This is a genomic window from Curtobacterium sp. TXMA1 (assembly GCF_020162095.1).
Classification (GTDB): domain Bacteria; phylum Actinomycetota; class Actinomycetes; order Actinomycetales; family Microbacteriaceae; genus Curtobacterium.
Map to the genome: position 1 here is coordinate 2,888,500 of NZ_CP083910.1, position 14,104 is coordinate 2,902,603.

The 14,104-nt window shown below is 72.5% G+C and carries 12 protein-coding genes; 6 read left to right on the top strand and 6 right to left on the bottom strand.

Annotated elements, in window-relative coordinates; all coding sequences use genetic code 11:
- Positions 1-30 precede the first annotated feature (30 nt).
- Entirely contained in the window at positions 31-2,592 is a 2,562-nt protein-coding gene (locus tag LCG91_RS13650; protein WP_224441729.1) for a DEAD/DEAH box helicase, read from the bottom strand.
- A gap of 234 nt (positions 2,593-2,826) precedes the next feature.
- Here LCG91_RS13650 and LCG91_RS13655 point away from each other — a divergent pair, with 234 nt between their 5' ends.
- Positions 2,827-3,762, top strand: coding sequence for an LLM class flavin-dependent oxidoreductase (locus tag LCG91_RS13655; RefSeq protein ID WP_224441730.1), 936 nt, complete (start codon positions 2,827-2,829; stop codon positions 3,760-3,762).
- Positions 3,699-3,848: a hypothetical protein gene (locus tag LCG91_RS13660; RefSeq protein WP_224441731.1), complete on the top strand. Its 150-nt coding sequence runs from the start codon at positions 3,699-3,701 to the stop codon at positions 3,846-3,848. The genes LCG91_RS13655 and LCG91_RS13660 overlap by 64 nt, the downstream gene beginning before the upstream one ends.
- Positions 3,849-4,293: 445 nt before the next feature.
- Here LCG91_RS13660 and LCG91_RS13665 read toward each other — a convergent pair whose 3' ends face one another.
- Entirely contained in the window at positions 4,294-6,780 is a 2,487-nt protein-coding gene (locus LCG91_RS13665; RefSeq protein WP_224441732.1) for a beta-glucosidase family protein, read from the bottom strand.
- Between the two features lie 139 nt (positions 6,781-6,919).
- On the opposite strand from LCG91_RS13665, the gene LCG91_RS13670 reads away from it, so the two are divergent.
- Together LCG91_RS13670 and LCG91_RS13675 are read left to right on the top strand one after the other, a co-directional pair.
- Positions 6,920-7,522: a TetR/AcrR family transcriptional regulator gene (locus LCG91_RS13670; protein WP_224441733.1), complete on the top strand. Its 603-nt coding sequence runs from the start codon at positions 6,920-6,922 to the stop codon at positions 7,520-7,522.
- A gap of 138 nt (positions 7,523-7,660) precedes the next feature.
- Positions 7,661-8,527 carry an NAD-dependent epimerase/dehydratase family protein gene (locus tag LCG91_RS13675; RefSeq protein ID WP_224441734.1) on the top strand — a complete coding sequence of 289 codons (867 nt, stop codon included), beginning with the start codon at positions 7,661-7,663 and terminating at the stop codon, positions 8,525-8,527.
- A 24-nt stretch (positions 8,528-8,551) separates the two neighbouring features.
- On the opposite strand, the gene LCG91_RS13680 is transcribed toward LCG91_RS13675, so the two are convergent.
- The gene (locus LCG91_RS13680; protein ID WP_224441735.1) at positions 8,552-10,195 is read right to left on the bottom strand and encodes a methyltransferase; all 1,644 of its coding nucleotides are present in this window, start codon (positions 10,193-10,195) and stop codon (positions 8,552-8,554) included.
- Complete coding sequence (locus tag LCG91_RS13685; protein WP_058727707.1) at positions 10,192-10,569, bottom strand: ArsR/SmtB family transcription factor; 378 nt, start codon at positions 10,567-10,569, stop codon at positions 10,192-10,194. The genes LCG91_RS13680 and LCG91_RS13685 overlap by 4 nt, the downstream gene beginning before the upstream one ends.
- Before the next feature lie 105 nt (positions 10,570-10,674).
- Here LCG91_RS13685 and LCG91_RS13690 point away from each other — a divergent pair, with 105 nt between their 5' ends.
- Positions 10,675-11,925 carry an MFS transporter gene (locus LCG91_RS13690; RefSeq protein ID WP_224441736.1) on the top strand — a complete coding sequence of 417 codons (1,251 nt, stop codon included), beginning with the start codon at positions 10,675-10,677 and terminating at the stop codon, positions 11,923-11,925.
- A gap of 27 nt (positions 11,926-11,952) precedes the next feature.
- Here LCG91_RS13690 and LCG91_RS13695 read toward each other — a convergent pair whose 3' ends face one another.
- Positions 11,953-12,420 carry a TIGR02611 family protein gene (locus LCG91_RS13695; protein WP_082688257.1) on the bottom strand — a complete coding sequence of 156 codons (468 nt, stop codon included), beginning with the start codon at positions 12,418-12,420 and terminating at the stop codon, positions 11,953-11,955.
- 239 nt (positions 12,421-12,659) lie between these two features.
- Positions 12,660-12,992: a TraR/DksA family transcriptional regulator gene (locus LCG91_RS13700; protein ID WP_224441737.1), complete on the bottom strand. Its 333-nt coding sequence runs from the start codon at positions 12,990-12,992 to the stop codon at positions 12,660-12,662.
- A gap of 56 nt (positions 12,993-13,048) precedes the next feature.
- Here LCG91_RS13700 and LCG91_RS13705 point away from each other — a divergent pair, with 56 nt between their 5' ends.
- Positions 13,049-14,080, top strand: coding sequence for an LLM class flavin-dependent oxidoreductase (locus tag LCG91_RS13705; protein ID WP_411955808.1), 1,032 nt, complete (start codon positions 13,049-13,051; stop codon positions 14,078-14,080).
- The last annotated feature ends 24 nt before the right edge of the window (positions 14,081-14,104 follow it).

A 14,104-nucleotide genomic window follows, 5' to 3' on the forward strand; every position in this document is an offset into this window, starting at 1 on the left:
TTCCGCACGACCGCAGACCGCGGGCCGTCGTCAGTCGACGTCGACCTCCGCCCACCCGTCGAAGCGCCCGATCTCGGTGACCCGGACGACGGCCTCCCCCGCGTCGTCCGACGCGTCGAGGTCGATCGTCGCCGAGAACCCGAAGTCCTTGTCGCCCTCGGGGTCGGCGAAGATCTGCCGCGCCCGCCAGGTCCGACCCGGCCCCTGCTCGTCGAGCACCAGGTACGCCATCGACCGCGCGTCACCATCGGTCCCGATCGCGTCGTGCTCCTCGTAGTACTCCTCGAGCACGTTGTCCCACGCGGACCGGTCGAACCCGCTGGTCGCGTCGAGTTCCCCGAGCCCGGCCGGGTCGTCGGCGGCGGCGAGCAGCACCCGCTGGAACAGGGCGTTCCGCACGAGCACCCGGAAGGCCCGCGGGTTGCCCGTGAGCCGGGCGGGCTGCGGCGGAGCGATCTCGTCGTGCTCCGCCGCGGCCTCTGCCACGGAGCCGTTGACCAGCGCCTCCCACTCGTCGACGAGCGACGAGTCGGTCTGCCGGACGACCTCGCCGAGCCACTCGATCAGGTCGTCGAGCTCGGGGGTCCGCTGCTCCTCGGAGATGGTCTGCCGCATCGTCCGGTAGGCGTCGGACAGATAGCGGAGGACGAGCCCCTCCGAGCGGGTGAGCTGGTAGAAGCGCACGAAGTCGCCGAAGGTCATCGCCCGCTCGTACATGTCGCGCACGACGGCCTTGGGCGACAGCGTGAAGTCGAGCACCCACGGTTGCTCGGCGGCGTACGCCTCGTAGGCAGCGGTGAGCAGTTCGTCGAGCGGCTTGGGCCAGGTCACCTGCTCGAGCAGCTCCATCCGCTCCTCGTACTCGATCCCCTCGCGCTTCATGCGGGCGACCTCTTCGCCGCGCTCCTTGAACTGCTGCTGCGCCAGGATCGCCCGCGGGTCGTCCAACGTCGCCTCGACGACGGACACCATGTCCAGGGCGTAGGTGGGTGACTCCGGGTCGAGCAGCTCGAACGCGGCGAGCGCGAACGGCGACAGCGGCTGGTTGAGCGCGAAGTTGACGGGCAGGTCGACGGTCATCCGGTACTGCCCGTCGACCTTCTCGATCACCCGGGCGTTGATCAGCGTCCGGGCGATCGACAGTGCGCGCCGGGCCATCGCGAGCTGGCGGGAGCGCGGCTCGTGGTTCTCGAACACGAGCGAGCGGACATCGGCGAAGGCGTCTCCCCCGCGGGCGACGACGGCGAGCACCATCGCGTGCGTGATCCGCATCCGCGACACCATCGGTTCGGGCTCCGCCGCGATCAGGCGGTCGAACGACGCCGGGCCCCAGGAGACGAACCCCTCGGGTGCCTTCTTCTTCTTGACCTTGTTCTTCTTCTTCGGGTCGTCCCCGGCCTTGGCGACGGCCCGCGCGTTCTCGATCTCGTGCTCGGGCGCCTCGGCGACGACGTCGCCCTCGGTGTCGTACCCGGCGCGACCGGCCCGCCCCGCGATCTGGTGGAACTCGCGGGCGGACAGCTGCCGCATACGGGATCCGTCGAACTTCGTCAGGCCGGTGAGCAGCACGGACCGGATCGGCACGTTGATCCCGACCCCCAGGGTGTCGGTGCCGCAGATCACCGGCAGCAGTCCGCGCTGGGCGAGCTGCTCGACCAGCCGTCGGTACTTCGGCAGCATGCCGGCGTGGTGCACGCCGATGCCGGCCCGGATGAGCCGTGACAGGGTCTGCCCGAATCCGGCGCTGAACCGGAACCCGGCGATCGCGGCGGCGATCTCGTCCCGCCGCTCGCGCGACGCCACCTTCACGGACATCAGCGCCTGCGCCCGCTCGAGCGCCGCTGCCTGGGCGAAGTGCACGATGTAGACGGGTGCCTTGCCCTCCTCGAGGAGCCGCTCGACGGTCTCCTGCACCGGGGTCAACACGTACTCGTAGGACAGCGGCACGGGCCGCGAGACACCCGTGACGCGTGCGGTGGGACGTCCGGTCCGGCGGGACAGGTCGTCGGCGATGGTCGTGACGTCGCCGAGGGTCGCGGACATGAGCAGGAACTGCGCGCGCTCGAGCACGAGCAGCGGCACCTGCCACGCCCACCCGCGGTCGGGGTCGCCGTAGAAGTGGAACTCGTCCATCACCACGACGTCGACCTCGGCGTCCGGGCCCTGTCGGAGCGCGGTGTTCGCCAGGATCTCCGCGGTGCAGCAGATGATCGGCGCATCCGCGTTGACGCTGGAGTCACCGGTCACCATGCCGACGTTCTGCGCGCCGAACAGGTCGACGAGCTGGAAGAACTTCTCGGAGACGAGCGCCTTGATCGGTGCCGTGTACCAGCTCCGCTTGCCCTCGGCGAGCGCCGCGAAGTGCGCTCCGGCCGCGACGAGGGACTTGCCGGTCCCGGTCGGCGTGCTCAGCACGACGTTGGCGCCGGACACGAGCTCGATGAGCGCCTCGTCCTGCGCCGGGTACAGCGGCCGCCCGCCGGCCTCGGCCCAGTCGGCGAACGCCTGGTAGACCGCGTCCGGGTCGACGACGCCGTCGACCGCCGCCGGCAGGGCGGCGAGGAGCGGCGGGGTGGTGGTGACGTCGGTCATGCGTCCATCCTCCCAGGTGGGTGGTGACCGGGAGACGGGGCGGCGACGACCGGGAGGCACGGCGCGGGCCCGCCACGCGCCTCCCGTCCGCAGGCACCCACCGCAGGGCGCGAGGCAGCGACGAGCCGCGCCTCCTGCCCGACACTCGCGGACCGGAGCGCGCGCGGCGGCCGCGCCCCGCGCCTCCCGTCCGATACCCTGCCGCGAATGGATGCACGCGCATAGACTCGGGCCGTGCGCGAACTCGGCTTCCTCTCCTTCGTCCCCAACCACGGCGGCACCGCCGGTGCGGCCGCCGCGCTGGAGGACGGCCTGCGCCTGTTCGAGACGGCCGAGTCACTCGGTTACGGCACCGGTTGGGTGCGTGGCCGACACTTCGAGCCGTTCCTGACCAGCCCGATGACGTTCTTCGCGGCGGCCGCCCAGCGCACCAGCACGATCGGCTTCGGGACGGCCGTCCTCGGGATGCGCTACGAGGACCCGATCCGCCTCGCCGAGGACGCCAGCACGGTCGACCTGCTCAGCGGTGGCCGCGTGCAGCTCGGGATCAGCACCGGGATCGCCGGGTACGGGCCGATCCTCGACCCGGTGTTCGGCGGCTCGGAGCGCAGCTTCCGCGACGAGGCCGAGGCCCGGGCTGCGCGGCTGCTCGAGGTCCTGCAGGGCGAGCCGCTCGGCACCGCCGGGAAGGGCTACGAGAGCATCCCGGCCGGCGCGGACCTGGCGCTGCAGCCCCTGTCACCGGGTCTTCGTGACCGCGTCTGGTGGGGCGGTGGCAGCACGGGCACGGCGATCCGCACGGCCGAGAAGGGTCTGCTGCTGCACTGCTCGACGCTCAACACCGAGGACACCGGCGCCCCCTTCGCGCAGGCGCAGGCGGACCAGCTCACCGCGTACCGAGAGCGGTTCGCGGAGCTGCAGGCGGCCGGCGAGCACCCGGGCCGCACGCCGCGGGTCGCGGTGGGCAGGATCGTCGTGCCGCTGCTCGACGACCACGACCGCCGGGTGCACGAGGAGTTCCTGACCGGCTACGCGAGCGGCATGGACGACGAGGGCCGCCCCCGAGCGGCCCGCCCTTCCGCTTCAGCAGGATCGTGTCGGGTGGCGTGGACGAGATCGTCGACGCACTCGCCGCCGACCCGGCCGTGCAGTCGACCGACGAGCTCGTGATCACCCTGCCGGCGAACGGCGACGCCGCGGCGCACGAACGCATCCTGCGGATCGTCGCCGAGGAGGTCGTCCCGCGCCTGGGCTGACCGCGGCTGGGCCGGCCGCGGCTCCGGCTCGCGGCGGGGCAACCGGCCGGGGCTCGAGTCGGGGTGGTGAGGTCCGACGAGCCCCGGGCCGGATGACCATCTCGTCCCTGATCCGCACGGGATGGTGACAACACTCTTTCACTTTTCGAAGGATTTGTCATCATCGTTACACGGACAAGTGACGGACTGTCAGATAATCGTGACAATCCCTGGTCACAAGGCAAAAGGTGCGCCCGCAGACCATTGTCCCCACAACGACGAATGCGCCCCCGCGCGGACGCGGGGACGCATTCTGGACGCACCGGACTCGAAGGGGTTCCACGACCGGATCAGGAGGCCGCTTCGCTCACGCGACGAGCCCTCGGTGGTGCGCGCGCCGACGGTAACCAGCCGACTGGCGCGGGTTCATGCTACTGAATGAACCCGCGCTCGTGCGGAAATCGGCTCACTCCAGTTCGAGGGTCGCCGAGCCGGCGAGGTCGACGACGGACGCGCCGACGTGGAGCTCGAACGTCCCGGGCTCGTAGCGCCAGGCGCCGTCCCAGTGCGCGAACGCCCGGGCCGGGACCTCGATCGACACCTCGGTGGACTCCCCCGCACCGAGCCGGACGGGCGCGAACCCGACGAGCCACCGCACCGGACGGTCGACCGCTGACTGCGCACGCGACGCGTAGACCTGCACGACGTGCTTCCCGGCGCGGTCACCGGTGTTCGCGACGGTCGCGGTGACGATCGCTGCGTCCCCCTCGGTGACTGTGGGCGATGCGGAGACGCCGTCGATCGTCCAGGTGGTGTACCCGAGGCCGTACCCGAAGGGGTAGGCGGGCTCGGTGCCGGCACGCAGCCAGGCGCGGTACCCGACGTGCACGCCCTCGTCGTACGCGACCTTGCCGTCGACCGGCGTGACGTCCTGCACCGGGACGTCGGCGAGGGCGGCCGGCCACGTGGTGGGCAGGCGACCACCGGGCTCCGCCGCGCCGGTCAGCACGTCGGCGAGCGCGTTGCCGTACTCCTGCCCGCCGAACCAGGTCAGGAGCACCGCGGCGACGTCGTCCCGCCACGGCATCTCCACCGGCGAACCGGAGTTCACCACGACGACGGTGTTCGGGTTCACGGCGGCGACGGCACGGACCAGGTCGTCCTGGTGGCCGGGCAGCGCGAGCGACGAGCGGTCGTAGCCCTCGGACTCGACCTTGCTGTTCGTGCCGACGACGACGATCGCCACGTCGGCGTCGCGGGCCGTGGCGACGGCGGCCTCGATGAGCGCTGCGGGGTCGGCGTCGCTCGGCTCGGTGCCGAACTGGTAGGCGAGCACGCCGCCGAGTGCGTCGTCCTGCACGATGTCGTGCTCGATCCGGATCGCGAGCTGCTGCCCGGCCTCGACCGTCACCGGCACGGAGCGCGCGGGCGGGTTGAGGAACGCCGCGCCGAGCTGGTCGCCCTCGACCGGGACCGTCTCGTCGAGCAGGAGTTCGCCGTCGACCCACATGCGGGAGCGACCCGCGGCGCCGATGCCGAGCCGCACGGTGCCCGTCGTCTCGGCGGTGTAGGTCGTGGTGACGTCGAGTCGGTCGGACTCGCGGATCGGGGCATCGCCGCCGAACCAGAACAGCGCGGTGGCACGGCGGTCCTCGACGAACAGCTCCTCGCCGTCCTTGACGAACGCCACCCGGGCACCGGGCTCGCCGGTCGCGGGGTTCGTGATGCTCGACAGCGGGAACTCCGCGATGCCCTCCTGCACGACGGCGCCGATGGCGTAGTCCACCGTCGCGCCCGGGAAGGCCGCCCGGATGCCCTCGATGGGCGTCACGACGTGCTCCGGCACGACCGTCGCCGATCCGCCGCCCTGTGTGCGGGCCTGGTCGGCGTTGTGCCCCAGGAGCGCGATCCGCGACACCGCGGGGGCGTCGAGCGGCAGGATGCCGGTGTTCCGGACGAGGACCGTGCCCTCGGCCTCGGCCTCGCGGACGAACGCGACGCCGTCCTCGACGTGCACGGGCTCCGCCGCGACGGGCTCGAAGCCCTCGAGCGCACCGACGCGGGCGGCCAGGGTCAGGATCCGGCGGACCTTGCGGTCGATCGCCTCCACCGGGACCTCGCCCGACTCGACCGCCTGCAGCAGCGGACCCTCGCTCCACCACGGGTTCGGTCCGGGCATCGCGACGTCCTGCGACGCCTTCGCCGAGTCCACCGAGCGCACACCGGTCCAGTCGGACACGACGATGCCGTCGAAGCCCCACTCCGAGTTGAGCGGGGTCTCCAGCAGGTCGTTCTCCGACGCGGTGACACCGTTGATCGCGTTGTAGGACGACATGATCGCCCAGGCGTGCGCCTCGGTCACGGCCTTCTCGAACGCGAGCAGGTACAGCTCGCGGAGCGCCCGGTCGGACACCTCGGTCGACGCGGTGAAGCGGTCGGTCTCGTAGTCGTTCGCGACGTAGTGCTTCGGGGTCGCGGCGACGCCGTTCTCCTGCACGCCGTCGACGTACGACGCGGCGAGGTCGCCGGTGAGCACCGGGTCCTCGCTGAACGCCTCGAAGTGCCGCCCACCCAGGGGCGACCGGTGCAGGTTGATGGTCGGGCCGAGCACGACGTCGACGCCCTTGCGTCGTGCCTCGACCGCGGCCGCTGCCCCGTAGCGCTTCGCGATCGCCCGGTCCCAGCTCGCCGACAGCGCGGTGGCGGAGGGCAGGTTGAGCGACGGGTCGCGCTCGTCCCAGACCTCGCCGCGGACACCGGACGGGCCGTCGGACATCAGGATGCGGCGGAGACCGATCTTCTCGACCGGCCAGGTCGTCCAGAAGTCACGGCCGGTGAGCAGCTGGACCTTCTCCGCGGTCGTCAGCTGTCCGAGGAGCGCGTCGATGCGCTCGGCCAGCGGCGACGCGGCGGTCGGCCGGGAGGCGCGGGTGGTGTCGTCCACGGTGGTCACGATGGTCGGTCCCTTCGTTGTGCGACGGGCGCCGGGGCATGACCTCCGCGCGCCTTCGTCGGCGGCTGTCGTCAGCGTAGCAGGCAAAACCTATCAGGAGTAGGTTTCTCGCGCCCGGAACGGGCGGTACGCTCGCGCCATGGCACGACGGGGTTCGTACGCGAAGGGCATCGCGAAGCGCGAGGAGATCCTCACGGTCGCGCTCGACCTCGTCGCCCAGCAGGGGTTCCGACGCACGAGCATCAAGGACATCGCCGACGCGGTCGGGCTCACCCAGGCCGGGCTGCTGCACTACTTCGACTCGAAGGACGACCTCTGGGTGGAGATCCTCCGCCGTCGCGACGAGGTCGACCTGGCGCACGACTGGGGCACCGCCGCCGAGGACCCCGGTGCGTTCCTCGCGGCGATCGTCCGGCACAACACCGAGGTCCCCGGACTCGTGCAGATGTTCGTGAACCTGTCCGCCGCCGCCGCGACCGACGCCGGACACCCCGCGCACGAGTACTTCCGCGAACGCTACGAGCGCAGCCGCGACGACTTCACCCGGGACTTCCGGGCCATGCAGCAGGACGGTCGGCTCCGCACCGACGTGGACGTCGAGCAGCTGGCGAGCGTGCTGCTGGCGATCTCGGACGGCATGCAGATCCAGTGGCTCTACGACCCGTCACGGGACATGGCCGAGCACGTCGAGCTCGTCGCCCGGCTGGCCGTCGCACAGTCGGTCACGACCGCCTCCGCCTGAGCGCCGACCCGCCCTGACCCGGCGCATCGGGCTGCGCCGCCCGGACAGGTACCACCAGTGCCTGGTCCCGACGCGGGCGCGCACGGCAGGATGGGAGCCGGCCGACCAGGCCGTCCGACGACGATGTGGAGTGACGCGATGACGCGTGTTGTGGTGACCGGAGGCAGCGGCAAGCTCGGACGGGCGGTCGTCCGCGACCTCGACGAGCACGGGTACGACGTCGTCCTGCTCGACCGGGTGCCCTCACCCGACAAGCCCGAGCGGGTGCCGTTCGTCCGCGTCGACCTGAGCGACTACGGCCAGGTCCTCGGCGCACTGACCGGCATCGACGACCGCTACGACCGCGTCGACGCCGTCGTGCACCTCGCCGCCGTCCCTGCACCGGGCCAGGTGCCCGACGTGGCGCTCATCACGAACAACGTCACCGCGTCGATCAACGTCTTCCACGCCGCCCGGGTCGCACGCATCAAGAACGTCGTGTGGGCGTCGAGCGAGACCCTGCTCGGCATCCCGATGGGTGAGCACCACCCGCCGTACCTGCCCGTCGACGAGGAGTTCGCGGTCCGCCCGCAGTCGTCGTACTCGCTCGGCAAGGCCGTCGAGGAGGAGATGGCCCGCCACTTCACCCGGTGGGACCCGGAGCTGAAGATGATCGGGCTGCGGTTCTCGAACGTGATGGACGAGACCGACTACCCGTCCTTCCCGTGGGACGCCTCGCCGGAGGCCAAGACGTTCAACCTGTGGTCGTACATCGACTCCCGCGACGGGGCGCAGGCGGTGCGGAAGTCGCTCGAGGCCGAGCTCACCGGGTTCGAGGCGTTCGTGATCGCGAGCCCCGACACCGTGATGGACACCCCGACGATCGAGCTCGTCGAGCGCTTCGTGCCGGACATCGAGCGCCGTACGGACATCGACGGGACGAGCTCGCTGCTGTCGAGCGAGAAGGCCCGCGAGCTCCTCGGCTACGCCCCCGAGCACACCTGGCGCGACCACCGCTCCCGCTGACCGGACGCCAGGCGCGGGGCGCGCTCAGGACGTCGGTGCGAGCAGCAGGCCGTCCAGCACCAGGTCGCGCACGCGCGGCAGCAGGTCTGCCGTGAGCGCGTCCTCGTCGACGCCGGTGATCTGCGCGAGGGCGCCGACGATCGCCGCGACCGACAGGTCCCCGTCACAGGCACCCACGAACGCGGCGAGCGCCGTGTCCGCGTCCACCCGCCGGCCGAAGCCGCCGCCCTGCACGAGCGTGATCACCGTCGGGTCGTCGTTCCCGGGCCAGTAGTGCCGTTCCTCGGTGACGTCCCCGGCGACCCGCAGGTGTGCGGCCGCGAGGGCCCGGTCGTCGCTCGCCGCGAGCCACTCGGCAGCGTCGAGCACCCGGGCGACCGTCGCGCCGAGCCCCACGGGGTTGGAGCCGAGCGCCTCGGGGACGCGCTCGGTGCGGCGGAGGCGAGCCGTGCCTCCCGGCCGGTCGGCGTCCGTCGCCGACGCACGCCGGACGACCACGTACCCGAAGCCGACCCCCGTGACCCGGCGGGTGGCGAAGTCGTCGAGCCAGGCGTCCACGAGCCGGTCGAACGCTTCCGTGCCGGGCTTCGTGCCGCCGTCCCGGATCCAGGTCTCGGCGTAGGCGGGCGGGTCCTCGCGCTCCCGTTCGACGACCCACAGGTCGAGGTCCTCGGCGTCGGCGAACCACGAGCGCACCCGGTCGAGCCCGTCCACGCCCCAGCGGTACTCCCAGTTGCCGAGCAGCTGCGCGGTCCCGCCGGGCTCCAGGTGGTCGGCGAGCCCGCGGAGCACGGTCTCGACGAGCGCGTCGCCGACCATCCCGCCGTCGCGGTACTCGTAGGACGGCACGTCGTCGCGTCGCGGGGTGATGACGAACGGCGGGTTCGACACGATGCGGTCGAAGCGCTCTCCCGCCACCGGCTCGTACAGCGAGCCCAGCCGGAACTCGATGCCGTCGATGCCGTTCAGCGCGGCGTTGAACCGGGCGATGTCGAGCGCGCGGCGCGAGATGTCCGTGGCGACGACCTGCTCGGCGAAGCGCCGCGCGTGCATGGCCTGGATCCCGCAACCGGTCCCGAGGTCGAGCACCCGTCGGACCGGCACCGGGACCTGCAGCCCGGAGAGCGTGGTGGTCGCACCGCCGATGCCGAGCACGTGTTCCTCGCCCAGGGCGGTGCCGAGCGCGAGCTCGCCGAGGTCCGAGACGATCCACCAGCTGCCGGCGCCCTGGTCGTCGACGAAGGCGTAGGGCCGCAGGTCGACGGTCGGGTGCACCCGTCGGTGCTCGGTGTCCGGCAGCCCGGAGTCGTCGATCTCGTCGTGGCCCGAACCGTCGTCGCTGCGCAGGAGCCCCGCGGCCAGGACCCGGTCGAGTCCGGCCGTCGGGAACGCCCGCTCGGCATCGGCGCGGTCGACCGGCAGGCCGAGCACGAACAGCGTCGCGAGGGTGGTCAGCGGCGTCGTCTCACGCGCGGCGAGTGCCCGCAGCGCGGCGACCCGTGAGCCTCGGTGCAGCGATGCGGCGGCCTCACTGCCCCAGAGCGCGTCGATGCGCTCGACGGTGAAGCCCGCGGCGTCGAGGTCCGCGGCGAGCGCCGTCGTCACGGCGGGGTCGGTCGTGATGGTCGGCAGTTCGTGGGCCGCTGCTGCCCGTGCCCGCTGGGTCACGCGGGGACCTCCGTGCGCATGACGGACGCGGGGACCTGCCACGCGGCCACCAGGTCGAGCAGTCCGGGGAAGCGCTGCTGCACGTCCTCGACCCGGACCCGGCTCGACCGCGTCAGGCCCTCCTGGTGCTGCTCGAGCAGGCCTGCCTCGCGCAGCACACGGAAGTGGTGCGTCAGCGTCGACTTCGGCCGGTCGACCCCGACCCACCCGCAGCTGCGCACCCCGCCGGCGGCGTCGACCAGGTAGCGGTGCAGGATCGTGAGCCGGATCGGGTCGCTCAGCGCGTCGAGCACGACCGGCAGGTCCATCTCGGCGACGGTCGGCTGCGGCAGGCGTTCTGGCGTGACGGCGGAGTCCACGGGCGCGACGGGCATGCGACGACGGTAGCACCGCCGACCGGACAGTACGACTTGCGTCGTACTGGCACCTGCTGTACGAATGTGCTCGTACAGCAGTCGATCCGGCGGGAAGGTGTCACCATGCAGACAGCACGCGGAGTCGCGGGGTTCTGGATCCTCGCCGCCATGCTCTTCGTGGCGATGGCGTCGTCCTCGGTCCCCTCGCCGATCTACCCCGTCTACGCCGCCGAGTGGGACCTCACGCCGCTCATGCTCACCGGGGTGTTCGCGATCTACGTCGCCGGACTCCTCGTCACGATGCTCGTCGCCGGGCGGCTCTCCGACCACGTCGGCCGGAAGCCCGTGCTCGTCGCCGGCGGCCTGCTGCTCGTCGTCTCGCTCGTGCTGTTCACCGGGGCGGACGGCTTCGGGGCGCTCGTGCTCGACCGCATCGTGCAGGGCGTCGCCGTCGGGCTGCTCATCGGTGCCCTCGGCGCGGCCCTCATCGACAACTCGCTCGACCGCTTCCCCTCGCTCGCCGGCGTGCTGAACGGCGCCGTCCCACCCTTCGCCCTGGCGACCGGCGCGGTGTCGAGCGGCGCCCTCGTCGAGTGGGGCCCGGCACCGGAGCAGCTCGTCTACGTGCTGTTCGGCGCGCTCCTGCTGCTCCTCGTCGCCGCCCTGGTCGTCGTGCCCGAGCGGGTCACCCGCCGACCGGGTGCGCTCCGCTCCCTCCGCCCGACGGTGTCCGTCCCCCGGGCCTCGCGAGCGCTGTTCCGCGGCGTCGCCGGTGCGCTGGTCGCCAGCTGGGCACTGGGCGGGCTGTTCCTGTCGCTCGTGCCGTCGGCGCTCGGTGCGGTCTTCGGCATCCACGACCACTTCGCGGCCGGAGCCCTGATCGCCGTCGTCACCGGTGTCGGCGGGCTCACGGGGCTCGCGATCCAGCGCTTCGACACGCGTCGGAGCCTGTTCCTCGGCCTCGTCGCGCTCATCGTCGGCCCGGTCGTCACCGTGTCCTTCGTGTTCGCGCACTCGCTGCCCGGGCTCGTCGTCGGCAGCGCGATCGCGGGCGTCGGCTTCGGTGCGGGGTTCCAGGCGCCGCTGCGGATGCTCCTCGCGACCGCCGCCCCCACGCACCGCGCCGGGCTGCTGTCGTCGGTCTACATCGTCAGCTACCTGGCGTTCGGGGTGCCGGCCGTCGTGGCCGGTCTGGTCGAGCCGGCGTTCGGCTTCGTACCGGTGCTCGCCGGGTACGGCGCCTTCATCGTCCTCGCAGCGACGACCGCGCTCGTGCTGCAGGTCACCTCCCGCAGCGCGGCCGGTGTCGAGGAGCGCGCCGCCGAGACCGTCGAGCGCACGGCGACGGGCGCCGTCCGGACCGTCGCCGAGTAGCCACGGCCCGACCGACGCGGTCGGCGGTCAGTGCCCCGGTCGCGCCCGGTTCGGCCGCTGCGCCCGCACCCCGGTGCTGCGGTGTGCATCGGCGTGGGCCGCGTCGACGTCGGCCTTGCCCCGGTCCGCAGCCTTCCGCAGCCACTGCGGCCCGTGCGCCTTCGCCCAGTCCCAGAAGCGGTGCAGCTGCGCACGCAACCACGTGATGATGCGGTGGAAGAAGTGGAACTCGCTGGCCAGGATCGTCAGGCCGATGAACACCACGAGCCAGCCGGGGCCGGGCAGTGGCACGAGGATCAGCCCGATCACCACGACGAGCCCCCCGACGATCCCGACGAGCACCTTGTAGAACAGGTGCACACCGGGCCGCGCGTGGATCCACGCCCGCACTCGACGGAACCACCGGAAGCGGCGGTGACGGTCGTCGGCGTCGGTCTCGGGAGCCGTGGTGTCGGCACGCACGACCGCGTCGGGTCGCTCGTGGGTGTCGTCCATGGCGGCAACCTAGGGCGCGCGGCTGGGAAACGGCGGCGCAACCGGTCCACGCGACGTGGGTGGCGGGGCGGGGGTGCACCGCGCCTCCCGGCCGCCGTTCCGTCGAGACGCCGCGGTCTCACCGAGGCGGCCGCAGATGCCACGCCGCCCCACGCGCTGCGCGGCGTGCCGTGCAGACGGGCCCGTCTCGGTCCGGCCGCGAGACCGTCAGCAGCACGGCCCACCGGTCTGGAGGCGCGTCACGCGTGTGCGACGCACGTCGCGGCCCACGGGACCGCGTCCAGACGGGCCGCCGGGATCGGTTCGCCGCCGACGCCGCACCGCCCGTAGGTGCCGGCGTCGAGCCGCGCGAGCGCGGCGTCGACCAGGCGGATCCGGTTCCGTGCGTCGTCGCGCACCGCACCGAGCGAGCCGCGTTCCCAGGCGAGGGTCGCCCCCTCGGGGTCGTGCTCGTCGTCCGAGTTGGCGTCCTGCCGTGCGTCGCTGACGTCCCGCATGCTGCGCTCGACGTCGGCGAGCAGCCGCTCGTTGCGCCGCCGTTCGTCCGTCAGCGCCGTGCGTGGGTCGTCCATGCCGACGACCGTAGTCCGGTCGGAATGCGGCAGCAGCAGCATGCGTTCGCATCGGCATGACGAAGATCGGGTTCCTGTCCTTCGGGCACTGGCGCGACGTGCCGGGCTCGCGTGTGCGCAGCGGCCGCGAGGCCCTCGTGCAGGCGATCGACCTCGCCGTCGCTGCCGAGGAGTCGGGTGTCGACGGCGCGTACTTCCGTGTGCACCACTTCGCCCCGCAGCAGGCGGCACCGTTCCCGCTGCTCTCGGCGATCGCCGCCCGGACCAGCCGCATCGAGATCGGCACCGGCGTGATCGACATGCGCTACGAGAACCCGCTCTACATGGCCGAGGAGGCCGCGGCCACCGACCTCATCTCGGGCGGCCGACTGCAGCTCGGCGTCTCGCGGGGGTCACCCGAGACCGCCCTCGCCGGGTACCAGCAGTTCGGCTACGTCCCCGAGGCGCACGACACCAACGGCGGCGACATGGCACGCTCGCACACCGACGTGTTCCGTCGCGCGATCGCCGGGGAGCCGATGGCACACGCGAACCCGCAGATGACCGGGTCCGCCGGCTCGCTGGCGGTGTCCCCGCTGTCGGCCACGCTGCCCGACCGGATCTGGTGGGGCGCCGGCACCCGCGCGACCGCCGAGTGGACGGCCGAGCAGGGGATGAACCTCATGTCCTCGACCCTGCTCACCGAGGACACCGGCGTGCCCTTCGACCAGCTGCAGGCCGAGCAGATCGAGCGCTTCCGGACCACCTGGGCCGAGATGGGCTGGGAGCGGGCACCGCGCGTCTCGGTGTCGCGCAGCATCATCCCGATCACCGACGACGAGTCGCGGCACTACTTCGGGGTGCGGGCGCAGGTCGAGGGGCAGGACCAGGTCGGGCACCTGGACGGCGGCCTCGCCCGGTTCGGCCGCTCGTACATCGGGGAGCCGGAGCAGCTCGTGGCCGAGCTCGCCGCCGACGCCGCGGTCCGGGCCGCCGACACCGTGCTCGTCACGGTGCCGAACCAGCTCGGGGTCGACTTCAACGCCCGGCTGCTCGCGGCGACGAAGGCCGTCATGGACGAGGTCGACGCGGCGGCCGTCCCTGCGTAGGGCTCCCCGCTCAGGGCTCCCCGC